This is a genomic window from Cupriavidus basilensis, assembly GCF_000876015.1.
Lineage (GTDB): Bacteria > Pseudomonadota > Gammaproteobacteria > Burkholderiales > Burkholderiaceae > Cupriavidus > Cupriavidus basilensis_B.
Genome location: NZ_BBQM01000027.1, coordinates 36140 through 56756, shown reverse-complemented (window position 1 = coordinate 56756; position 20617 = coordinate 36140). Strand labels below are relative to the sequence as shown.

Here is a 20617-nt window from a genome sequence, read left to right as displayed (position 1 = left end):
CGTCAAGTTCCCGCCGGCCGGAGCGCGGCGCGGATGGCTGGTGAGAGCGGCAAGCCGGCTCCCCAGGGGGGAGAGCCGGCCGCCACTTTGTCATCGCACGGCAGCGCTTGCCAGCGCGCTTACCAATGCTTACGGTCCTTACCAGCGCGTGTCACGCTCCCACGCTTTCATTTCATCCTCGACACGTTCCTTGGTATAGCCGTACCGTTCCTGGATGCGGCCGGCAAGCTGGTCGCGCTTGCCCTGGATCTGCGTGAGGTCGTCGTCGGTGAGCTGGCCCCACTTCTCCTTGATCTTGCCCTTGGCCTGATCCCACTTGCCTTCGATCTGATCCCAGTTCATGGTTGCTCCTTGGTCGAGATTGCGGTGGACGGGGGCGCCGCGGCGCGGCTGGCCGGCCCGGTTGCTGCGGGTTTCGGTGCTGGTTTCGGCGCCGGTTTCAGCGCTGGTTTCAGGTTACTTGGCGTACCTGGCCTGCACGTTGGCCTGGCACTTGTCCTTGGCGTCGCCGGACAGCGCGTCGCACTTTTCCTTGTCGGCCTTGTAGCTGGCGTCGACGGTGTCCTTCCTGGCGTCGCGGCGCGCCTCGGCCACGTCGGTACTGGTGCCGGTGGCGGCGGCCTTGTCGACCTTGGCCGCGCCGAGCGCCTGCTCGTGGGCGGCCTTGGCTTCCTTCACGCACACGTCCTTGTCGTTGCCCTTGCGGTCGTCGCACTTTTCCCTGGCGACGTCGTAGTCGGCGTCGGCCTTGACCTTCTCGGCCTTGGCGCGGGCCTTCGCGGTGCCGTCCCGGGTGGCTTCGGCGTTGGCCTTGGCCACGTCCTGGTCGCGCCTGGCCTCCTTCACGCACACGTCCCGGGCGTTGTCCTTGAGGCTGTCGCAGCGGGCCCGCGCGGCCTTGTAGCCGGCGTTGGCCGTCTTCACGGCGGCGTCATAGTCCGCCTTGGATCCCGGCGCGCCCTGGGCCAGCGCATGACCGGCGGGGGCGGCGATCATCATCGAACACGCTGTGGCAATCAGCCATTTCTTCATCATGTCATGCTCCTTTTCAGTGACGGCATGGCGTGGATGGCGGCTCCGGCCTGCGGTCCGCTCTGGCCCACACCGTATGAACAGGTTACGCAGCAAGCCCGCGCGCAAGCAGGCGTGCGGCTCCGAAAGCCGCGTCAGACGATTCCCACAGTTGGCATAGGCAGGCCCCAAATGCGGATCGCCCCGCGTGGAGCGTGTCCACGCGGGGCGATCGGGGCTGGCTGCCGGGGCGGCGGCTTACAGCACGTAGCGCGACAGGTCCTCGTTGCCGGCGAGGTCGCCGAGCCGCTCATCGACATAGGCGGCGTCGATGGTGACGGTCTCGCCCGACGACTTGGCGGCGTGGAAGGACAGGTCCTCCAGCAGCCGCTCCATCACCGTGTACAGGCGGCGCGCGCCGATGTTCTCGACCTTCTCGTTGACCGAGAACGCGATCTCCGCGAGGCGGCGGATGCCGTCCGGCGCGAACACGAGCTGGACCTGCTCGGTGCCGAGCAGCGCCTGGTACTGCTTGGTCAGGCTGGCGTCGGTCTGCGTCAGGATGGCTTCGAAGTCGGACACCGACAGCGACTCCAGCTCGACGCGGATCGGGAAGCGGCCCTGCAGTTCCGGGATCAGGTCGCTCGGCTTGGACAGGTGGAACGCGCCGGAGGCGATGAACAGGATGTGATCGGTCTTGATCATGCCGTACTTGGTGTTCACCGTGGTGCCCTCGACCAGCGGCAGCAGGTCGCGCTGCACGCCCTGGCGCGACACTTCTCCGCCGCCCACTTCGCTGCGGCTGGCGATCTTGTCGATCTCGTCGAGGAACACGATGCCGTTCTGCTCCACGTTGGCCACCGCCTTGTGCTTGAGCTCCTCGTCGTTGAGCAGCTTGGCGGCTTCCTCGTCGATCAGCAGCTTGAACGCTTCGGCCACCTTCATCTTGCGGCGCGCCTTCTTGCCCTGGCCCAGGCCCGCGAACATGGTGCGGATCTGCTCGGTCATGTCTTCCATGCCCGGCGGGCCCATGATGTCCATGCTGGGCGTGCCGGCGGAGACCTCGAGCTCGATTTCCTTGTCGTCGAGCTGGCCTTCGCGCAGCTTCTTGCGGAACACCTGGCGGGTGTTGGAATCCTTTTCCTCGGGCTGGTTGAAGCCGATATCGCGCGGCGGCGGCAGCAGCACGTCGAGCAGGCGGTCCTCGGCGGCTTCCTCGGCCTTGGTGCGCACCTTCTTCATCTCGGACTCGCGCGCCTGCTTGACCGCCATCTCGGCGAGATCGCGCACAATGGTGTCCACGTCGCGGCCGACGTAGCCCACTTCCGTGAACTTGGTCGCCTCGATCTTGATGAAAGGCGCGTCGGCCAGCTTGGCCAGGCGGCGCGCGATCTCGGTCTTGCCGACGCCGGTCGGCCCGATCATGAGGATGTTCTTCGGGGTGATTTCCTGGCGCAGGGGTTCTTCCACCTGCTGGCGGCGCCAGCGGTTGCGCAGCGCGACGGCCACCGCCTTCTTGGCCTTGTTCTGGCCGATGATGTGCTTGTCGAGTTCGGAAACGATTTCCGACGGGGTCATGGTATGCGGCATGGTATCCGTTCAAGAAAGGAGACGCGCAGGCCTCGCGCCGGCGGCGGCGCGGGGGCCGGCCGACGCTTATTCCAGCGTCTCGATGACGAAGTTGGTGTTGGTGTAGATGCAGAGCTCGCCGGCGATGCCGAGCGACTTTTCCACGATGTCCCTGGGCCCGAGGTCGGTGTTCTCCACCAGGGCCTTGGCCGCCGACTGGGCGTAGACGCCACCCGAGCCGATCGCGGCGATGCCGCCTTCGGGGTCGAGCACGTCGCCGTTGCCGGTGATGACCAGCGTGGTGTCGCGGTCCGCGGTGATGAGCATGGCTTCGAGCCGGCGCAGCGCGCGGTCCGAGCGCCAGTCCTTGGCGAGGTCGACGGCGGCGCGGGTCAGGTTGCCCTGGTATTTCTCCAGCTTGGCCTCGAAGCGGTCGAGCAGCGAGAATGCGTCGGCCGTGCTGCCGGCGAAGCCGACCAGGACCTTGCCGTTATAGATGCGGCGCACCTTGCGCGCCGTGCCCTTCATGACGACATTGCCGAGAGTGACCTGACCGTCACCGCCGAGCGCAACCTGGTTGCCGCGCCGCACGCTGACGATGGTAGTGCCGTGATACTGTTCCATGATGCCTTCGCGAGAATATGTCTGGGGGCTACTTGGCGACGGTAGCAACGAATTCAAGGGCCGCGGCGGTGACGCCCCGACCGGCTGCCGGACGGCGGCACCAGACCAATATAGACGAGCGCCGCGCGGCGCAGCGGACAGGCCGGGCCGCCAACGGGCCAGCCTGGCAGACTCGGCGGGATGCCGGCCGGCCGCGCGGGAACGGCGCAAGAGCGGTGCAGAAACGGCGCAGAAGCGGCGCAAAAGCAAAAAGGCCACGCGTCGCGCGTGGCCTTTTCTTCATTCCGGCTGGCCGGAGGCTCAGTCGGCGTACACCCCGGCCTTCTTGATGACCGGCGTCCACTTGCCGATTTCGGCGGTCAGGAAGGTCTTGAGCGAATCCGGCGTGGCGCGCTGGGCCGGCACCGCCTCGGCGCCCAGCTCGGCCATCTTGGCGCGGAAGTTGGGGTCGGTCACGGCCTTCTGCAGCGCGGCGGACAGCTTGTCCACCACCGGCTTGGGCGTGCCCTTGGGCGCGTACATGGCGTGCCAGATCTTCACTTCCACGCCGGGCAGGCCCTGCTCGGCCGCGGTCGGGATGTCCTTGAACGCTTCCACGCGGCGGCTCTGCATGGCGGCGTAGGGCTTGAGCGAACCGGCCTTGAGCTGGCCGGCGATATTGGTGGTCTGGTCGCACATCAGGTTGACCTGCCCGCCCAGGATGTCGGTCAGCGCCGGCGCCGTGCCCTTGTAGGGCACCGTGGTCAGCTCGGTCTGGATCGCGCTCTGGAACAGCAGTCCGCACAGGTGCGAGGCCGAGCCGATGCCGGCGTTGGCCAGCGACAGCTTGGCGGCGTTGGCCTTGATGTACGGCAGCAGGTCCTTGAAGTTGTTCGGCGGCAGGTTCTTGTTGCCGACCATCACCATCGGCACGTCGGCGATCTCGCCCACGGTCTCGAAGTCCTTGAGCGGATCGAAGCCGAGGTTGCGGTACAGCGCCGGCGCCGTCGACATGCCGATGTGGTGGATCAGGATGGTGTAGCCGTCGTTCTTGGACTGGGCGACCTTCTTGGCGCCGATGGTGCCGCCGGCGCCGCCGAGGTTCTCGATCACCATCGTGGTGCCCAGGTGCTTGGACATGATCATCACCAGCTCGCGCGCGACCTTGTCGGTCGGGCCGCCCGCCGCGAACGGCACCACGGCCGAGACCGGCTTGCTGCCCGGGAATTCCTGCGCCTGCGCGCCCGCCTGCGTGCCCATCACGCCCACCGCCAGCGCGGCTGCGACAAATTGTGCAACTCGTTTCATGCTATCTCCTGGATACCCGCCTCATTCCCCGTTTGGCGCCGTCCCGGCCGGAGCGGCGCGCCCGTCCTCGCGGACGGAGCGCGGCCGTTCCCGCGCCGCCGTCCCGATCCGAGCGATCCCGACGGCGGCGCCGACCATGACACGGGCACGGCGCACCGGCCCGCGGCAAGGGCCGCGCAACCGGAGCGCAATGCTATCAATGCCGAAAAATGCCAAATATCCGGAAAAACCCGCGAAGACATTTCCATCGCCGCTTAAAAGCCGGTTTCCGGCCCACCCTGGTCGCGCCGGGGCCGGCCCGGACAATCAGCGGAAGAAATCGAGCATGTCCTGCTGCAGCAGCGCCGGCGCTTCCTCCGGGATGTAGTGCCCGCACGGCAGCGCCTGGCCGCTGACGTCGGCGGCCACTTCCTGCCACAGCGAGAGCGGCTCGAAGCAGCGCGCCACCACGCCGTGCTCGCCCCACAGCACGCGCAGCGGACACTCGATGCGGCGGCCGTCGGCGCGGTCGGCGCGGTCGTGCTCCAGGTCGATGGTGGCCGCCGCGCGGTAGTCCTCGCACATGGCGTGCACGTGGGCCGGGTCGCGCATGGCGGCGACGTAGGCGGCCATCGCGTCGGGCGCGAACGGGCTGGGGCCGCCGTGGCGCAGCCCCATCAGCTTGTGCAGGTAGAACTCGGGCTCGGCATTGATGAGCGTCTCGGGAAACGGCGCGGGCTGGATCAGGAAGAACCAGTGCCAGTAGGCGGCGGCAAAGGCCATGCTGGTGCGCTCGTACATCGCCAGCGTGGGCGCGATGTCGAGCAGCATGGCGCGCGTGACGCGCCCGGGGTGGTCCATGCACAGGCGGTGGGCCACGCGCGCGCCGCGGTCGTGCGCGCACAGCGCGAAGCTGCCGAAGCCCAGACGCGCCATCGCCTCCACCTGGTCCTGCGCCATCGCGCGCTTGCTGTAGTTCTCGTGGCCGGCGCTGCCCGGCGGCGCGTCGCTGCCGCCGTAGCCGCGCAGGTCGGTGGCGATGACGGTGAAGCGGTCGGCCAGCGCGGGCGCCACCTTGTGCCAGATCAGGTGGCTCTGCGGATGGCCGTGCAACAGCAGCAGCGGCGGCCCGGAGCCGCCCCGCACGCCGGCGATGGAGACTTCGCCCAGTTGCAGGCGGAACGGCTCGAAATTGGGGAACAGCAGGGCACTGGCATCGTTCTGCATCGGGACGTCTCCTGGGGACCGGCGGCCAATACGCGGCAATGCGGCGGGGCGCGCCGCGCCATCCTGGCGCCGCGCGGCCTGCCGTTGCCGATGATAGACGCAACCGGGGCACAAGCGGAGCACAAGCGGGGCACAAGCGGGGCACAAGCGGCGCGCAACCGGAAAGCGGCCGGAAGACCCGCCCCGGGCCATCCGCCCAAGCGCAGTTGACGCAACTGAATTGCATCAGTACCGGCGCTATGGTTAAATCGGCCCATGAGCAGCAGCCCCACCCCCAACCTGGCCGCGCCGGCCCCCGGCATGACGCCGGCGGCGACCACCCTGGACGCCGCCCACGAGCGCCTGCGCGAGCTGGGCGCCCGCGTCACCCAGCCGCGCCTGGGCATCCTGGCCTGCCTGATGGAGAGCAGCGAGGCGCTGACCCACCAGGCGGTGATCGACCGCATGCCGGCCGACGGCGAGGCGGTGGACCGCGTGACCGTCTACCGCGTGCTGGACTGGCTGGTCGAGCAGGGCCTGGCGCAAAAGCGCGCCGGCCACGACCGCGTGTTCCGCTTCAGCCTGGTCGAGCACGAGGCCGCGCGCGCCCAGGCGCACCGCCAGCACAGCCATTTCCATTGCAGCCGCTGCGACCGCACCTTCTGCCTGGACGGCGCCAGCGTGCCGGCCCAGGCCGCGCCCAAGGTGCCGAGCGGCTTCGCCGTGGAGCACGTGGAACTCACCGTCAACGGCGTCTGCGCCGAATGCGGCGCGCACACGACCGGGCGCGGCCAATGAACGCCCGCGCCGCCCGGCACATGCCGCCGGCATCACCCCAATCACACCGGCCCCGCGCACGGCAGGCCAGCGGTATTCCCTTCCCGGAGAAACAACAATGTCCAAACTGACCCCGGTCACCATCCTGACCGGCTTCCTCGGCAGCGGCAAGACCACCTTGCTCAAGCGCATCCTGAACGAGCAGCACGGCATGAAGATCGCCGTGATCGAGAACGAGTTCGGCGAGGAAAACATCGACAACGAGATCCTGGTCCAGGATGGCCGCGAGCAGATCGTGCAGATGAGCAACGGCTGCATCTGCTGCACCATCCGCGGCGACCTCGTGGCCGCGCTGTCGCAACTGATGACGCAGCGCGACGCCGGCGAGATCGGCTTCGACCGCGTGGTGATCGAGACCACCGGCGTGGCCAACCCCGGCCCGGTGGCGCAGACCTTCTTCATGGACGACGAGATCGCCTCGCGCTACCTGCTCGACGCCGTGATCACGCTGGTGGACGCCAAGCACGCCAACCTGCAGCTCGACAAGCAGGAGGAGGCGCAGCGCCAGGTGGGCTTCGCCGACGCCATCTTCATCACCAAGGCGGACCTGGTGGACGAAGCCGACGTGGCCGAGCTGCGCCACCGCCTGCTGCACATGAACCCGCGCGCGCCGGTGCGCACGGCGCATTTCGGCGAGGCGCCGATCGAGACCATCTTCGACCTGCGCGGCTTCAACCTGAACGAAAAGCTCGAGATCGACCCCGATTTCCTGCGCGCCGAGGCCGAGGAACACGATCACGACCACGGCCACGCGCACGGCGAGCACTGCGGCCACGACCACCACGACCATCATCACGGCCACGATCACCACCACCATCATCACCACACCGACCGCATCGGCTCGTTCGTGTTCCGCAGCGAGCGGCCGTTCAACTACGCCAAACTGGAGGAATTCCTGTCCGGCATCCTCTCGGTCTACGGCGAGAACCTGCTGCGCTACAAGGGCGTGCTGTACATGGACGCGGTCGACCGCAAGGTGGTGTTCCAGGGCGTGCACCAGCTCATGGGCAGCGACATCGGCGCCAAGTGGGGCGACGAGACCCCCGGCACCAAGATGGTCTTCATCGGCGTCGACCTGCCCAAGGACGCCATCCTGAAGGGCCTGGCGACCTGCCTGGCCTGACCCCGCGGCGGGCGCCCTCCGCCCGCCCCGCCCGCCCCCGCCGGCAAGGGGGTCGGGAACTCAGGGAAAACTCCCCGCTTTTCCCCCATATCTCCAAAATTTTTGTTCAAGTACAATAGTCTGGATTTAGTGCGGGTTACGCAGCCTCGGCGGCGGCGCCCGCGCAATGCAGGGCGGCGGTCGTCGTCAGCATGAGGCGGGCTGCCGGCAGGTGCGGTCGCAGTGCTTCGTGCGGAGACCGCCCTCCGCTTGGGGCACAGGTTCCGCGCCGATATCGACCGACGCGAGAAAAGAGGTGTCCCATGGTAGCCGCAACGAAAACGAAAGAAAGCCGCAGCAAGAACGGTAGCGCTGCGGCCGAGACGCTGAAGGCGCGGCCCACCAAGGCTGCGCCCGCTCCCCGCGGCAGTACGGTGCACGCCGGTGCGGGCGAGGCCAAGGGGGGCACGCAAAGCAGCAAGACTGCAGCCAGCCAGAGCGAAACGTCCACGCCGCGCAAGCGGCAGGACACTGCACCCGAGCGGACCAAGACGCCGCCGGTCGCATCAACAAGAGAATCAGCAGCAACCATGAGCAGCAATAAACTTCTGACTGAAGCTGAAATCCTGAAGATGGGCGACAAGGATTACATGAACGAGGCGCAACTGGCCTTTTTCAAGAATCGCCTTGAGCAGCTGCGCGACGACATCCTGAAGAACGCCGATCAGACCACCGAGCACCTGCGCGAAACGGTGATCGTGCCCGATCCGGCCGACCGCGCCACCATCGAGGAAGAGCACGCCCTGGAGCTGCGCACGCGCGACCGCGAACGCAAGCTGCTCAAGAAGGTGGAGCAGTCGCTGGCCCGCATCGAGTCCGGCGACTACGGCTGGTGCGAGGAAACCGGCGAGCCGATCGGCGTGCCGCGCCTGCTGGCGCGCCCCACCGCCACGCTCTCGCTGGAAGCCCAGCAGCGCCGCGAATTGCGCCAGAAGCTGTTCGGCGACTGAGCCGGACCCGCCGGCGCGCTCCCAGACGGCCCGGTTCCCCGGGCCGTTTTGCTTGGCCGCGCGCCGCCGCGCCGGTGCCCTGTCCGGCACGTCTTTGCGGTGTCACGTCACCGGCCTATCATTAGGCACGGCGGGAGAACTGCCGCCCGCCGCCCCGGCATGGCCGGGCGCAATATCGGCCGCGGCGGCCCCGAAACACCCGCTTTCTGATACAGTCGCAACTTTGTTGCAATAACATGCGCGCACCTCGCCGGGCGCGCCTTCCCGTCATGGCCGATCGCCTGCCCGTCACCGTGCTGTCCGGATTCCTCGGTGCCGGCAAGACCACCCTGCTGAACCACATCCTCGCCAACCGCGAAGGCAGGCGCGTGGCCGTGATCGTCAACGACCTCGCGGACGTGAACATCGATGCCCGCCTGGTTGCCGACGGCATGGTGGCACAGAGCGGCGAGCGCCTGGTGGAGCTGTCCAACGGCTGCATCTGCTGCACGCTGCGCGAGGACCTGCTGGTCGAGGTGGCCAAGCTCGCGCGCGAAGGCCGCTTCGACTACCTGCTGGTGGAATCGACCGGCGTGGCCGAGCCGCTGCCGGTGGCCGAGACCTTCACCTTCGCCGACGAGCAGGGCGTGGCGCTGGACAGCCTGGCGCGCCTCGACACCCTGGTGACGGTGGTCGACGCCGCGCACTTCCTGCAGGACTTCAACGAAGCCGATTTCCTCCAGGACCGCGGCCAGGCGCGCGACGAGGACGACGACCGCACCGTGGTCGACCTGCTGATCGAGCAGGTCGAGTTCTGCGACGTGATCGTGCTCAACAAGCTCGACCTCGTCGGCGACGCCGAGCGCGCGCGCCTGACCGGCATCCTGCGCTCGCTCAACCCGCGCGCGGCCATCGTGCCGGCCAGCTTCGGCAAGGTGCCGCTGGACAGCGTGCTCGACACCGGCCGCTTCGACTTCGACGCCGCCGCGGCGGCGCCCGGCTGGCTGGCCGAGCTGCGCGGCGAGCACGTGCCGGAGAGCGAGGCCTACGGCATCGGCAGCTTCGTCTACCGGCGCCGCCGCCCGTTCCACCCGCAGCGCTTCGCCGACCTGATCCACACCGAATGGCTGCGCGAGCACGGCAGCGTGCTGCGCTCCAAGGGCTTCTTCTGGCTGGCCACGCGCATGGACACGGCCGGCACCTGGGGCCAGGCCGGCGGCGTGTGCCGCCACGGCGGCGCCGGCGCCTGGTGGGCCGCGCTGGATGCGTCCGAATGGCCCGACGACGACGACAGCCGCGCCGGGATCGAGGCCGACATGACCGTGGACGGCCAGCCCGCCCCGTTCGGCGACCGCCGCCAGGAACTGGTGCTGATCGGCCAGGACCTCGACCGCCCCGCGCTCGAGGCGCTGCTCGATGCCTGCCTGCTGACCGACGCCGAAATGGCGGCCGGCCCGGCGGCCTGGGCGAGCTATCCCGACCCGTTCCCGTCCTGGGAAGACGGACTCGACGACGACCACGTGCACGGCGACGACTGCGGCTGCGGCGACCACGGCCACCATCATGGCCACGCGCACGATCACGGCGACGACGGCCACGGCGGCGGCGATGGTCACGGCGGGCATGCCCGCTAGGCCGGTCCCGCCCTGGCGGCGCCTGCAGCGCCGCCGCGCGCGCGGCCTCGGCCTGTGGCCGGCGCTATGGCTCGCGCTGTGCCTGCTGCTGGCCCAGCACGCCGGGCTGACCCACCGCGTCCACCACGGCGCGATGCCGTACCTGCCGGCGCAGGCATCCGCCGACGCCATCAATGACGCCGCCGGCTCCGCCCTGGCCGCCGCCGAACTGGCCGCGGACACGGACATGGACACGGACGACGACCTCCAGCCCGAACCCGCCGTCCCGCTGTCCGCCGGCGCGGCGGGACACTTCTGCGTCCTGTTCGACGGCGCCACCGTGGCCGCCAGCCATTGCGGCACGCCGGCCCTGCCGGCGCTGACCCATCTCCAGTCCCCGCTGCCGCCCGCCAAGGGCTGGCGCAAGCCTGACCTGCCTCCGGCCCGGCCCTTCCACCCGCGCGCCCCGCCCGCCGCCTCCGCCCTCGCCTGACATCCGGGCCGCGGCCGCCGTGCCGCCGCCCGCTTCCTGACGCACCGCGCCACACACGCAGCCTGCCACGCCGCTTGCCGTGCCGCCCCGCGCCCGTACATGCCCGCACTGGCCTGTACGCGCCCGGCGGCGCGGCGCGCGTGCGCGGCCGCCGGCGCCGTGCGCCCGACCGCAGATAAAAAAGCAACGCGAGCCATGTCCTTGTCTTACCGCTTCCAACCCGAATCCCTGCTGCGCCGCACCCCGCTGGCCGCCATCGCCGCCCTGATCGCCTCCGCCCCCGCCGGCGCCTTCGCGCAGGGCGCGCCCGCGGCTTCCACGGCGGCTCCCGCACCGACTGCCCCGGCCGCGCCCGCCGCCACGCTGCGCGAGGTGGTCGTCACCGCCAACCCGCTCGGCAGCGAGCTCACCGACCTGGTCGCGCCGGTGTCCAGCCTCGGCGGCGACGCCCTCGCGGTGCGCCAGGCCAGCACGCTGGGCGAGACGCTCGACCGGCTGCCCGGCGTGTCGTCCAGCTACTTCGGCCCCAACGCCAGCCGCCCGATCATCCGCGGCCTCGACGGCGACCGCATCAAGGTGCTGCAGAACGGCGGCAGCACCATCGACGCCTCCACCCTCTCCAACGACCACGCGGTGCCGGTCGACCCGCTGGTGGCCGAGCGCATCGAGGTGGTGCGCGGGCCGGCCGCGCTGATGTACGGCGGCAACGCCATCGGCGGCGTGGTCAACGTGATCGACAACCGCATCCCCAAGGAGCCGATCCACGGCGTGGGCGGCGCGGTGGACGCCAGCGCCACCGCCGGCGGCGACACCGCGCGCGGCGCCAGCGGCCTGGTCGAGGCCGGCAACGGGCAGTTCGCCGTGCACGCCGACGGCTTCGTGCGCAAGACCAGCGACCTGCGCATTCCCGGCTACGCGCGCAGCGCCAGCCTGCGCAACAGCCAGCCGCTGCCCGAAGGCGAATCCGAGGCCTACGGCCGCCTGCCCAACAGCAGCGCGCAGCAGCAGGGCGGCTCGCTGGGCGGCGCCTACACCTGGGCCGACGGCTTCGTCGGCGCCAACTACAGCGAATACCACAACGAATACGGCACCCCGGCCGAGGACGACGTGCGCCTGCAGATGCGCCAGCAGCGCTTCGCGCTCGAAGGCGAGGCGCGCAACCTGGCCGGGCGCACCGGCGGCTTCATCGAATCGGTCAAGGGCAAGTTCAGCTACACCGACTACGAGCACAAGGAAATCGAGTCCGGCCAGACCGGCACCGTCTTCAAGAACCACGGCTGGGACGCGCGCTTCGAGGCGAAGCACGCGCGCATCGGCAACATGACCGGCGTGATCGGCACCCAGTTCGGCTCGACGCGCTTCTCGGCGCTGGGCGAGGAAGCCTTCGTGCCGAGCACCGACACCGACAACGCCGCGCTGTTCATCTTCGAGGAAATGCCGCTGACCGCCGGCGGCGACCTCAAGCTCAACCTCGGCGCGCGCATGGACCACACCAGCCTGAAGGCGCGCGCCGACGGCAACGAGCGCTTCTCGGACGCCAGCCGCAGCTTCAATGCCGGCAGCGCCTCGGCCGGGCTGCTCTACAAGCTCGCGCCGGCCCTGTCGCTGACCTCCAACCTGGCCTACACCGAGCGCGCGCCGACCTTCTACGAGCTCTACGCCAACGGCCCCCACGTGGCCACCGGCGCGTGGGAACAGGGCAACCCGGATGCGTCCAAGGAACGCGCCACCTCGCTCGATCTCGGCGTGCGCTTCAAGTCCGGCCCGCACAGCGCCAGCCTGTCGGGCTACTACAGCCGCTTCTCGAACTACCTGGCGCTGTCGGCCACCGGCAACGCGCGCGACGCAGAAGGCAACGTGGTGGCGCCCGGCGCCGCCGGCGCGCTGCCCGAGTTCCAGTACCAGGGCGTGGCCGCCACGCTGTACGGCTTCGAGGCCGAAGGCCGCGCGCGCGTGGCGCAGAAGCTGCTGACCGGCAGCGACACGCTCGACCTGGAAGCGCGCGCCGACTACGTGCACGGCCAGAACCGCACCACCGGCGAGCCGCTGCCGCGCCTGTCGCCGCTGCGCCTCGGCGCCGCCGTGGTGTACGGCGCCGGGCCGTGGGGCGCGCGCGCCGACGTGACCTACGCCGCGCGCCAGTCGCGCGTGCCGGCCAACGACACGCCCACCGACGGCTACACCCTGCTCGGCCTGTCCATCACCTACAAGTTCAAGCTGGCCGGCACGCAGACGCTGGTCTACCTGCGCGGCGACAACCTGACCAACCAGGACGCCCGCAGCTCGACCTCGATCCTGCGCGACATCGCGCCGCTGGCCGGGCGCAACGTCAAGATCGGCCTGCGCACCACGTTCTGAGCGCCGCCGCCCATGCCTTGCCGTGGTGAAAGCGCGGCGGCGGGCGCCAGCATCGCGCCCGCCCGCCGTGCATCCCGCCTCGGCGCGGTGCATCGCGCGCCGCGGGTCGGCCCGCCTTGACCGGGCATGGGCGAGTCCTGACAATGCCTGCATCGCAGGACAACCACGGACCACCCGATGACCCTCATTCGCCGCGCCCTTGCCTGTGCAGCCCTCGCCACGAGCCTGGCCTGCGCCATGTCCTCCCCGGCCGCCGTGGCCGCCGGCCTCACCATCGGGCTGTCCGGCGACATCACCTCGCTCGACCCGCACTATCACAACGTCACGCCCAACGCGAACGTCGCCGAGCACATGTTCGAGGCGCTCATCGCCAAGGACGAGAAGATGCGCTTCAAGCCCGCGCTGGCGCTGTCCTGGAAGCCGCTCGACGACACCACCTGGGAAATCAGGCTGCGCCCCGGCGTGAAGTTCCACGACGGCAGCGAGTTCACCTCGGCCGACGTGGTCTACTCGCTCAACCGCCCCGCCACCGTCAAGAACAGCCCGTCGCCGTACACCATCTACACCAAGGGCTTCAAGGACATCGTCGCGGTCGACAAGCTGACCGTGCGCATCACCACCAACGGCCCGTACCCGCTGGTGCCCAACGACCTGTCCACCATCTACATGGTGTCGAAGAAGGTCGCCGAGAATGCCAGCAGCGACGACTTCAACAGCGGCCGCGCGATGGTCGGCACCGGCCCCTACAAGTTCGCCAGCTTCCGCAAGGGCGACCGCGTCGAGCTCGTGCGCAACGACAGCTACTGGGGCCCCAGGCCCGAGTGGGACACCGTCTCGCTGCGCATCCTCACCAACGACGCGCCGCGCGTGGCCGCGCTGCTGGCCGGCGACGTGCAGGTCATCGAGAACGTGCCCACCTCCGACATCCGCAAGCTGTCCGCCGACCCGGGCGTGAGCGTGTTCAAGGTGCCCACCTTCCGCCTGATGTACCTGCACCTCGACAGCAACCGCGACGTCACCCCGTTCGCCGCCGACAAGGCCGGCAAGCCGCTGGCGAAGAACCCGCTCAAGGATCCGCGCGTGCGCGCCGCCATCTCGCACGCGATCTCGCGCCAGGCCATCGTCGACCGCGTGATGGAAGGCGCCGCCGAGCCCACCGGCCAGCTGGTCAACTCCACGCTGTTCGGCTACGCGCCGTCGCTCAAGCCCGACACCTTCGACGCCGCCGCGGCCAGGAAGCTGCTGGCCGACGCCGGCTACCCGGACGGCTTCCAGCTCACGCTGCACGCGCCCAACAACCGCTACGTCAACGACGAACAGGTCGCCCAGGCCATCGCCTCGATGCTCTCGCGCATCGGCATCCAGACCCGCGTGGAAGCCATGCCGTCGGCCACCTTCTTCACGCGCGCCAACAAGCTCGACTTCTCGTTCATGCTGGCCGGATGGGGGGCAGACACCGGCGAGGCCGGGTCCTCGCTCAAGTCATTGCTGGCGACCTATGATCCGGCCAAGGGATGGGGGGCGTCCAATCGCGGGCGCTACAGCAATGCGGCGCTCGATGCCAAGCTGAGCGCGGCGCTGACCACGATTGACGATCGCGCGCGCGAGAAGCTGTTGCAGGATGCGACCGAGATCGGGATCAAGGATTATGGGGTGATTCCGCTTTATTTTCAGATTAATGTTTGGGCGGCGAGGAAGGGATATAACGTGGTGCCTCGGCAGGATGAGAGGACTCATGCGTTTGCGATTTCCAAGTAGTTTTTTGGTATTTTTTAGGTTTCTTGTTCTGGCTGTTGTGGGCCTTGAGGCTTGGGCGGTTGTTGGCGCTTGAACCCAAAAGCTGTATGACATCCCCGCTGCGCGGGGATGCCAGTCACTTTCTTTTATCTGAAAAGAAAGTAACCAAAGAAAGCAGACCCCTTGCAGGGGGGCTGGGCGCTCAGACTTTATGGCTGGTGCTGGATTCGTGGTGCGGGCGTTGGCTTCGATGAGGCTGCTGACGCTACCGGCTTGCTTGCCTGCGGCGTCGCAAACGAAATTGGATTCGTGGTGGCGCTGCATGATGGCGGCGGCCCAGACCCTTCAGGCTGCTGCCGCGACCGAAGCGAATGGGCACGTCATGGGAGCGGCACTGGTTTCGTGGTGGGCACGGTGGCCCCGGATTGAAATGCGCCCGGCACGAGAACCTCAACGCTGACCGAAACCCAACACACTCGCACCGGGTCCACCACGCCCACCACGAAACCAGTGCCGGTGCTACGCCGTGACCGCCTGCACCGGTAACGGCAGATGCCCGAACCAGCAGTGCACCCGCCATCATAGGTCTGACCCCGTGACCACCACCGCCAGCAAGTTCGTGGTGAGCCGAACCGGTAACGGCAGGATGCCAGCAGAACCGCAGGCCCCACGACGAAACCACCAACAACCAGCAACACTGTTCGGCTCTGCCCCTGCCGGCCAGGCAGCCCGCTTTCTTTGCCTACTTTCTTTTCGGGGAAAAGAAAGTAGGTCGCTCCGGGGGAGCGAAAGCCTTTGACTTTGACTTTGACCTTGATTTTGACTTTATGCCTTTAAGGCCCTTTAAATTTACTTTAAAGTTGAAATCTCTGATTAAAACCTACTCCCCCTCATACCAAGGCGGCACCAACGAATACATAGCCGCCGCACACGGCACCCCATGCAACACCAGCCGGTTCCGCGCAATGCACTCGAAACGCGCGCCGATCTTCTCCGCCACCGCGCGGCTGACCGCGTTGTTCTCCGCGGCCACGACCTCGAGCCGCGTCAACCCCAGCCAGTGAAATCCATAACACGCCATCATGTCGGCCGCGCGCGCGCCGATGCCCTGGCGCTGGCGGCTTTGCCGGATCCAGTAGCCGAGGTTGCCGAAATTGTAGTCGCGGTTGATCTGGTTGATGGAGACGCCGCCGTACAGCTCGCGGCCGTCCGGCGCGAACACGCCGATGTCGTAGGCTTCGCCGCTGCTCATGCTTTCCGCGCACATGTCGAACCAGCTTTCGGCGTCGCGCACGTTGTAGCCGGCGTGGCACCAGGGCATCCACTTGCCCACGGTGTCGAGCGATTCGTGCACGGCCGCGACGAACTGCGGCACGTCCGTGTAGCGGAACGGGCGCAGCAGGAAACCCTGGCCGTGGAGCGCTTGCATGATGGGGCCTCGTGTCCTCAAAGTGTTCTGGTCCTCGGTTTCTCGCGGCGGGTTCCGCTTCGCCTGCGCTTGCCGCGCCTCGTGCTTCGCCGCACTCAGCGCAGCGCCCTGCCGCCGCGCGCCATCGCCCCGGCGATCAGCAGGCGGGCCTGCACGCGCGCGTGCAGCAGGGCCATGTCGGCATGGCGCAGGCGCGGGTCGCGGCTGAGGATGGCCATTGCCTTGCCGGCCTGCCGCGCGCCGGCGGCGCCCGCCTCGGCCGCGGCGCGGTCGATGGCGGCGTCGAGCTCGCACTCGGACAGCGGCGCGGCGATGCGCGCGGCCAGATGCAGCGCGGTGTCGTCGAAACCGGCGCCGTCGTCGAAGTGGATGCGGCCTTCGATCTCCACGTCGAGGCCCTGCGGGTCGAGTTCGCCGAAGCGCAGCGCGCCGACGTCCACGGCGTGGTGCCGGCCGTCGAGATAGAGCGAGCCGTCGATATAACCCGGCTCCGGGTTGAGCGGGAAGCGCAGGCGCCGGCCGGCGAGCCGCGCCAGGCTGAGGCTGGGCAGGCTCACGCCGTCGAGGCGGAGCGCCGTGCGCACCTGCGCGCCGCCGAGCGGGAACGGCGCGAGCTCGATCAGCAGGTCGGCGCCGTGCGCGCGGATGGACGAGGGGGTGAGATGGGCAACCAGGGGCTGGAGCAATGCGACGGGAAAGACAGGCATCGGCGGCTTCCTCGCGGACGGTTCGGGGGGCGCAACGTGCCTACATGCTACGGCGTCCGGCGGGCGCGATCAAACGGAAAACGAGGGGAACCGCCGCTGGCCGCCCACGCTCCGTCGCCCGCCCCCGGTTGTCCGCCCTTAATCCCGGTTATGGACTTCGTCGCCTTCCACCGCCACCGCGCCGGCCTTCGCCAGCGACGCCAGCATGCGCGCGAGCATGGCGCCGAAATCCTCGCCGGCCAGGAAGCGCGCGTGGATGCGCCGCATCAGCGGGGTCTGCCCGACCCACGCCAGCAGCGCCGCGTGGGACATGCGCCGCTGCTCGAGCAGCTTGAACTTGATCAGCACCTTGACCGCGTGCGCGGCGTTGCGCGCGGGGTCGGCGCTCAGGTAGGCCAGCCGGCCGCCGGCCACCTCGAGCGCCGCGTCGACGTCGGTGAAGGGCCGGCCGTGGCCGGGAATCACCACGCGCGCGCCGAGCGTGGCGATGCGCGCCAGCACCGCGGCCTGCTCGGCGAAGCCGCTTTCGCCGTCGAGTTCGGGGAAGATCACGCCGAAGCCGTTCTCCCACAGCGCGTCGCCCGAGATCAGGATGCGCTCGTGCGGCGCGAACAGCATCACCGCGTGCGGGTCGTGCCCGGGCGCGGCCACCACCTGCCAGTCGATGCCGCCCAGGCGCAGCGCGTCGCCGTCCTGCACCACGCCGTCGAAGGCGAAGCGGTCGCACTGCTGGCCGGTGGCGCGGTAGCTGAGCAGGTCGTCGTCCCAGCTCCGCACGGCCGCGGCCTCGGCCGCCGGGATCAGCGTGCGCGGCTGCCAGCGCCGCTGCAGGATGGCGTTGCCGCCGCAATGGTCGGAATGCAGGTGGGTGTTCACCAGCCGCCGCAGCGGTTTGCCGCCCAGGCCGGCCTCGGCCAGCGCCAGCGTCTGCGGCGCGTGCGTGACATAGCCGGAATCGACCAGCGCGGTGTCGTCGCCGTCGACGAACAGGATGTTGTTGGCCGACAGCCAGCCGCGCTCGAACACGCGCATGGTGGAGGGCAGGACCGGCGGGGTGAAGGCATCGGGCATCGGCGTTTGTCTCTGTGTTTTTCTGGTTTTTCCGGTTTTCTGATTCTGGCCCGCGCCGGCTAGGGGCCGGCCGGCTTCGGCGCATCCGCGCGGCCTTCGCCGGGCGGCAACTCCCCGGCCGCGCGGAAGGCGTCGGAGGCGAAGAACGGGTCCCGCCGCAGGCGCGCGGCCAGCATGTCGAGCGCGTCGAGGCCCCAGAACAGCTGGCCGGCGGGGTCGCCCGGCAGCACCGCGGTCGGCACGCCGAACACGCCGCGCGCCACGGCCTCGTCGCCGTGCTCGCGCAGGCGCGCCTTCACCGGCTCCCGCGCCAGCGCAGCGGCGGGTACGCCCAGCGCGCCGCACAGCACCGCGAATTCGGCCTGCCGCTGCGGCACGTGGCCGTGCCGCCAGACGAAATGCAGCAGCGGCGCCAGCGTCTCGCGCGAGAGCCGGCCCTCCAGTTCCAGCGCCACGGCCAGCCGCAACAGCGGCAGCGGATTGAACGGGTGCGCCGCCGGCATGGCCAGCGGCACCTCGTCGCGGTGCGCGATCCAGGCGACGTGCTCGAAGGTGAAGCGGCGCTTGGGCGGAATCTCCGCCGGGCCGACGTTGCCCCAGTGCCGCAGCAGGCCGGCGAACAGCACCGGCACGTAGCGCACGCGCGTGGCGGCCGGCAGGACCTGCGGCAGCCGCTCGAAGGCGAGGTAGGAGAACGGCGAGATCGGGTCGAAGTACCAGTCGACGGCGGCGGGAGCGACAGCGGGATCGGTGGCGAAATCGGCGACGAAATCGGTGGCGGGGCTGGTGGCGAAATCGGTAGCAGAATCGGCGGCGGTCATGGCAGCCTCACTCCGTGCCGGGCCGCGCGGCCTGCGCGGCCAGTTGCGCGGCGCGCGCCGGCAGCCGCGCCCAGATGGCGCGCCGCGCGGCGTCGTCGCTGCCGGACCACGCGGCGATTTCGTCGATGGTGCGCAGGCAGCCCTCGCAATAGCCGCTGGCCGCGTCCATGCGGCACACGTTGCGGCATGGCGACGGCACCGGCAGCGCATGCTGCGCGGCCTGCGCGCCGCGCGTCAGGTCCGCGGCCAGGCGGGACAGCCGCGACACGGCCTCAGTCCCCGGCCCGCTGCGCCACGTCGGCCACCGGGGCGCCGGTCATGCGCTGCAGCTCGTGCGGGGTGAGGTTGAACACCGCGTGCGGATGGCCGGCGGCGGCCCACAGGCTGTCGTAGCGGAACAGGTCGCTGTCGAGCAGCATCACCGGCGCCACCGCATGGCCGATCGGGCAGACCCCGCCGATGGCGTAGCCGGTCTTCTCGCGCACGAATTTCGCGTCGGCCTTGCCGAGCGGCCCGACCACCGCCGCCACCTTGGCTTCGTCGACGCGGTTGCTGCCGCTGGCGATCACCAGCACCGGCGCGTCGTCCGCCACGCGGCGGAAGATGATGGACTTGGCGATCTCGGCCACCGAGCAGCCCAGGCCCGCCGCGGCCTCGGCCGAGGTCTTGCCGGTCGCCGGCAGCATCACCACCGGCTTGGCATGGCCCAGGCCGGCCAGCAGCCCGGCCACGCGCTGCGCGGCCTCGGGCAGGGGCGCCGCGGCCTCGTCGTCGTTCACGGAACGGTCGTTCATGTCTTCTTTCCGGTGCGGGTTCACACGCAGGCCGGCGCCGCCTCGGCGGCGCTCGCCCACTTGGTCAGCAGCGCGCGGCCCACGCGCGAGCTGTTGGCGCGGCCGATGGCCTGCGAGATGAAATCGCCGGCGCGCACCACCTGATCCAGGTCCACGCCGGTGTGCAGGCCCATGCCGTGCAGCATGTACAGCACGTCCTCGGTGGCGACGTTGCCGGTCGCGCCCTTGGCATACGGGCAGCCGCCCAGGCCCGCGACGGAGGCGTGGAAGATCGAGATGCCCACTTCCAGGCTGGCCAGGATGTTGGACAGCGCCTGGCCGTAGGTATCGTGGAAATGGCCGGAGAGGCGGTCCATCGGAAATTCCGCCGCGGCCGCGCGCATCACTTCCTGCACGCGCACGGGCGTGCCCACGCCGATGGTGTCGGCAATGTCGATCTCGTCGCAGCCGAGGTCGCGCATGCGGCGCACCACGTCCACCACGGCGCGCACCGGCACCTCGCCCTGGTAGGGACAGCCCAGCGCGCACGAGAGGCTCGCGCGCAGGCGCAGGCCCTTTTCCTTGGCCGCCGCGGCCACCGGCTCGAAGCGCGCGATGGATTCGGCGATCGAGCAGTTGATGTTCTTCTGCGAGAACGCCTCGCTGGCCGCGCCGAAGATCACCACCTCGTCGGCGCCGGCGGCCACCGCGCCCTCGAAGCCCTTCATGTTGGGCGTGAGCACCGAGTACAGCGTGCCCGGGCGGCGCTGGATGCGCGCCATCACCTCGGCGCCGTCGGCCATCTGCGGCACCCACTTGGGCGAGACGAACGAGGCCGACTCGATGTTGACGAAACCGGCGTCGCTCAGGCGGTTGACCAGCTCGACCTTGACCTCGGTCGGCACCAGCGCCTTTTCGTTCTGCAGCCCGTCGCGCGGGCCGACCTCGACGATCTTCACATAGTTGGGCAGTGTCATGGCGTCTCCTCCGTGTCCTGCCGCCGCGGCGCGC

Annotated in this window: 20 protein-coding genes; 7 read left to right on the top strand and 13 right to left on the bottom strand. The window is 69.5% G+C overall.

Annotated elements, in window-relative coordinates:
• Positions 1-138: 138 nt before the first annotated feature.
• The 6 genes from KF708C_RS28955 to KF708C_RS28930 all read right to left on the bottom strand — a co-directional run bounded on the left by KF708C_RS28955 (position 139) and on the right by KF708C_RS28930 (position 5697).
• Positions 139-342, bottom strand: coding sequence for a CsbD family protein (locus tag KF708C_RS28955; protein ID WP_020205155.1), 204 nt, complete (start codon positions 340-342; stop codon positions 139-141).
• Between the two features lie 114 nt (positions 343-456).
• Positions 457-1035 carry a hypothetical protein gene (locus KF708C_RS28950; protein WP_059414816.1) on the bottom strand — a complete coding sequence of 193 codons (579 nt, stop codon included), beginning with the start codon at positions 1033-1035 and terminating at the stop codon, positions 457-459.
• A gap of 234 nt (positions 1036-1269) precedes the next feature.
• Positions 1270-2601 carry an ATP-dependent protease ATPase subunit HslU gene (gene hslU, locus KF708C_RS28945; RefSeq protein WP_020205157.1) on the bottom strand — a complete coding sequence of 444 codons (1332 nt, stop codon included), beginning with the start codon at positions 2599-2601 and terminating at the stop codon, positions 1270-1272.
• A 66-nt stretch (positions 2602-2667) separates the two neighbouring features.
• Entirely contained in the window at positions 2668-3204 is a 537-nt protein-coding gene (gene hslV, locus KF708C_RS28940) for an ATP-dependent protease subunit HslV (protein ID WP_020205158.1), read from the bottom strand.
• A 300-nt stretch (positions 3205-3504) separates the two neighbouring features.
• Positions 3505-4491 (bottom strand): tripartite tricarboxylate transporter substrate-binding protein, encoded by a 987-nt coding sequence (locus tag KF708C_RS28935; protein ID WP_059414814.1) that lies wholly within the window; start codon positions 4489-4491, stop codon positions 3505-3507.
• A 306-nt stretch (positions 4492-4797) separates the two neighbouring features.
• Complete coding sequence (locus KF708C_RS28930) at positions 4798-5697, bottom strand: alpha/beta fold hydrolase (protein ID WP_059414812.1); 900 nt, start codon at positions 5695-5697, stop codon at positions 4798-4800.
• A gap of 300 nt (positions 5698-5997) precedes the next feature.
• On the opposite strand from KF708C_RS28930, the gene KF708C_RS28925 reads away from it, so the two are divergent.
• The 7 genes from KF708C_RS28925 to KF708C_RS28895 all read left to right on the top strand — a co-directional run bounded on the left by KF708C_RS28925 (position 5998) and on the right by KF708C_RS28895 (position 14826).
• Positions 5998-6474, top strand: coding sequence for a Fur family transcriptional regulator (locus KF708C_RS28925; protein WP_156174016.1), 477 nt, complete (start codon positions 5998-6000; stop codon positions 6472-6474).
• A 97-nt stretch (positions 6475-6571) separates the two neighbouring features.
• A complete protein-coding gene (locus tag KF708C_RS28920; RefSeq protein ID WP_059414808.1) occupies positions 6572-7636 on the top strand; it encodes a CobW family GTP-binding protein in 1065 nt (354 codons plus the stop codon).
• Between the two features lie 302 nt (positions 7637-7938).
• The gene (dksA, locus tag KF708C_RS36800; protein WP_231401717.1) at positions 7939-8625 is read left to right on the top strand and encodes an RNA polymerase-binding protein DksA; all 687 of its coding nucleotides are present in this window, start codon (positions 7939-7941) and stop codon (positions 8623-8625) included.
• A 269-nt stretch (positions 8626-8894) separates the two neighbouring features.
• Entirely contained in the window at positions 8895-10238 is a 1344-nt protein-coding gene (gene zigA / locus KF708C_RS28910; protein WP_059414803.1) for a zinc metallochaperone GTPase ZigA, read from the top strand.
• Positions 10228-10710 (top strand): hypothetical protein, encoded by a 483-nt coding sequence (locus tag KF708C_RS28905; RefSeq protein ID WP_063923083.1) that lies wholly within the window; start codon positions 10228-10230, stop codon positions 10708-10710. Before zigA ends, KF708C_RS28905 begins: the two co-directional genes overlap by 11 nt.
• A 195-nt stretch (positions 10711-10905) precedes the next feature.
• Complete coding sequence (locus KF708C_RS28900; protein WP_020206486.1) at positions 10906-13068, top strand: TonB-dependent receptor; 2163 nt, start codon at positions 10906-10908, stop codon at positions 13066-13068.
• Positions 13069-13245: 177 nt separating this feature from the next.
• Positions 13246-14826, top strand: coding sequence for an ABC transporter substrate-binding protein (locus tag KF708C_RS28895; protein WP_059414799.1), 1581 nt, complete (start codon positions 13246-13248; stop codon positions 14824-14826).
• An 859-nt stretch (positions 14827-15685) separates the two neighbouring features.
• On the opposite strand, the gene KF708C_RS28890 is transcribed toward KF708C_RS28895, so the two are convergent.
• From KF708C_RS28890 to KF708C_RS28860, 7 genes are all read right to left on the bottom strand, one after another.
• Positions 15686-16234 (bottom strand): GNAT family N-acetyltransferase, encoded by a 549-nt coding sequence (locus tag KF708C_RS28890; RefSeq protein WP_020206976.1) that lies wholly within the window; start codon positions 16232-16234, stop codon positions 15686-15688.
• A 95-nt stretch (positions 16235-16329) separates the two neighbouring features.
• The gene (locus tag KF708C_RS28885; protein WP_059414797.1) at positions 16330-16941 is read right to left on the bottom strand and encodes a GatB/YqeY domain-containing protein; all 612 of its coding nucleotides are present in this window, start codon (positions 16939-16941) and stop codon (positions 16330-16332) included.
• 138 nt (positions 16942-17079) lie between these two features.
• Positions 17080-18012: an MBL fold metallo-hydrolase gene (locus KF708C_RS28880; RefSeq protein WP_059414795.1), complete on the bottom strand. Its 933-nt coding sequence runs from the start codon at positions 18010-18012 to the stop codon at positions 17080-17082.
• Between the two features lie 59 nt (positions 18013-18071).
• The gene (locus KF708C_RS28875; protein WP_059414793.1) at positions 18072-18833 is read right to left on the bottom strand and encodes a 2-hydroxychromene-2-carboxylate isomerase; all 762 of its coding nucleotides are present in this window, start codon (positions 18831-18833) and stop codon (positions 18072-18074) included.
• A 7-nt stretch (positions 18834-18840) separates the two neighbouring features.
• A complete protein-coding gene (locus KF708C_RS28870) occupies positions 18841-19101 on the bottom strand; it encodes a DUF1289 domain-containing protein (RefSeq protein ID WP_059414788.1) in 261 nt (86 codons plus the stop codon).
• 4 nt (positions 19102-19105) lie between these two features.
• Positions 19106-19627 carry a YbaK/EbsC family protein gene (locus KF708C_RS28865; protein ID WP_020206981.1) on the bottom strand — a complete coding sequence of 174 codons (522 nt, stop codon included), beginning with the start codon at positions 19625-19627 and terminating at the stop codon, positions 19106-19108.
• 20 nt (positions 19628-19647) lie between these two features.
• Entirely contained in the window at positions 19648-20583 is a 936-nt protein-coding gene (locus KF708C_RS28860) for a hydroxymethylglutaryl-CoA lyase (protein ID WP_020206982.1), read from the bottom strand.
• Between the last annotated feature and the right edge of the window lie 34 nt (positions 20584-20617).

Bases quoted from the DNA above. Each gene is read 5' to 3' on its own strand.
- KF708C_RS28955 (WP_020205155.1), bottom strand. From the start codon at position 342: ATGAACTGGGATCAGATCGAAGGCAAGTGGGATCAGGCCAAGGGCAAG.
- KF708C_RS28950 (WP_059414816.1), bottom strand. From the start codon at position 1,035: ATGATGAAGAAATGGCTGATTGCCACAGCGTGTTCGATGATGATCGCC.
- hslU (WP_020205157.1), bottom strand. From the start codon at position 2,601: ATGCCGCATACCATGACCCCGTCGGAAATCGTTTCCGAACTCGACAAG.
- hslV (WP_020205158.1), bottom strand. From the start codon at position 3,204: ATGGAACAGTATCACGGCACTACCATCGTCAGCGTGCGGCGCGGCAAC.
- KF708C_RS28935 (WP_059414814.1), bottom strand. From the start codon at position 4,491: ATGAAACGAGTTGCACAATTTGTCGCAGCCGCGCTGGCGGTGGGCGTG.
- KF708C_RS28930 (WP_059414812.1), bottom strand. From the start codon at position 5,697: ATGCAGAACGATGCCAGTGCCCTGCTGTTCCCCAATTTCGAGCCGTTC.
- KF708C_RS28925 (WP_156174016.1), top strand. From the start codon at position 5,998: ATGACGCCGGCGGCGACCACCCTGGACGCCGCCCACGAGCGCCTGCGC.
- KF708C_RS28920 (WP_059414808.1), top strand. From the start codon at position 6,572: ATGTCCAAACTGACCCCGGTCACCATCCTGACCGGCTTCCTCGGCAGC.
- dksA (WP_231401717.1), top strand. From the start codon at position 7,939: ATGGTAGCCGCAACGAAAACGAAAGAAAGCCGCAGCAAGAACGGTAGC.
- zigA (WP_059414803.1), top strand. From the start codon at position 8,895: ATGGCCGATCGCCTGCCCGTCACCGTGCTGTCCGGATTCCTCGGTGCC.
- KF708C_RS28905 (WP_063923083.1), top strand. From the start codon at position 10,228: ATGCCCGCTAGGCCGGTCCCGCCCTGGCGGCGCCTGCAGCGCCGCCGC.
- KF708C_RS28900 (WP_020206486.1), top strand. From the start codon at position 10,906: ATGTCCTTGTCTTACCGCTTCCAACCCGAATCCCTGCTGCGCCGCACC.
- KF708C_RS28895 (WP_059414799.1), top strand. From the start codon at position 13,246: ATGACCCTCATTCGCCGCGCCCTTGCCTGTGCAGCCCTCGCCACGAGC.
- KF708C_RS28890 (WP_020206976.1), bottom strand. From the start codon at position 16,234: ATGCAAGCGCTCCACGGCCAGGGTTTCCTGCTGCGCCCGTTCCGCTAC.
- KF708C_RS28885 (WP_059414797.1), bottom strand. From the start codon at position 16,941: ATGCCTGTCTTTCCCGTCGCATTGCTCCAGCCCCTGGTTGCCCATCTC.
- KF708C_RS28880 (WP_059414795.1), bottom strand. From the start codon at position 18,012: ATGCCCGATGCCTTCACCCCGCCGGTCCTGCCCTCCACCATGCGCGTG.
- KF708C_RS28875 (WP_059414793.1), bottom strand. From the start codon at position 18,833: ATGACCGCCGCCGATTCTGCTACCGATTTCGCCACCAGCCCCGCCACC.
- KF708C_RS28865 (WP_020206981.1), bottom strand. From the start codon at position 19,627: ATGAACGACCGTTCCGTGAACGACGACGAGGCCGCGGCGCCCCTGCCC.
- KF708C_RS28860 (WP_020206982.1), bottom strand. From the start codon at position 20,583: ATGACACTGCCCAACTATGTGAAGATCGTCGAGGTCGGCCCGCGCGAC.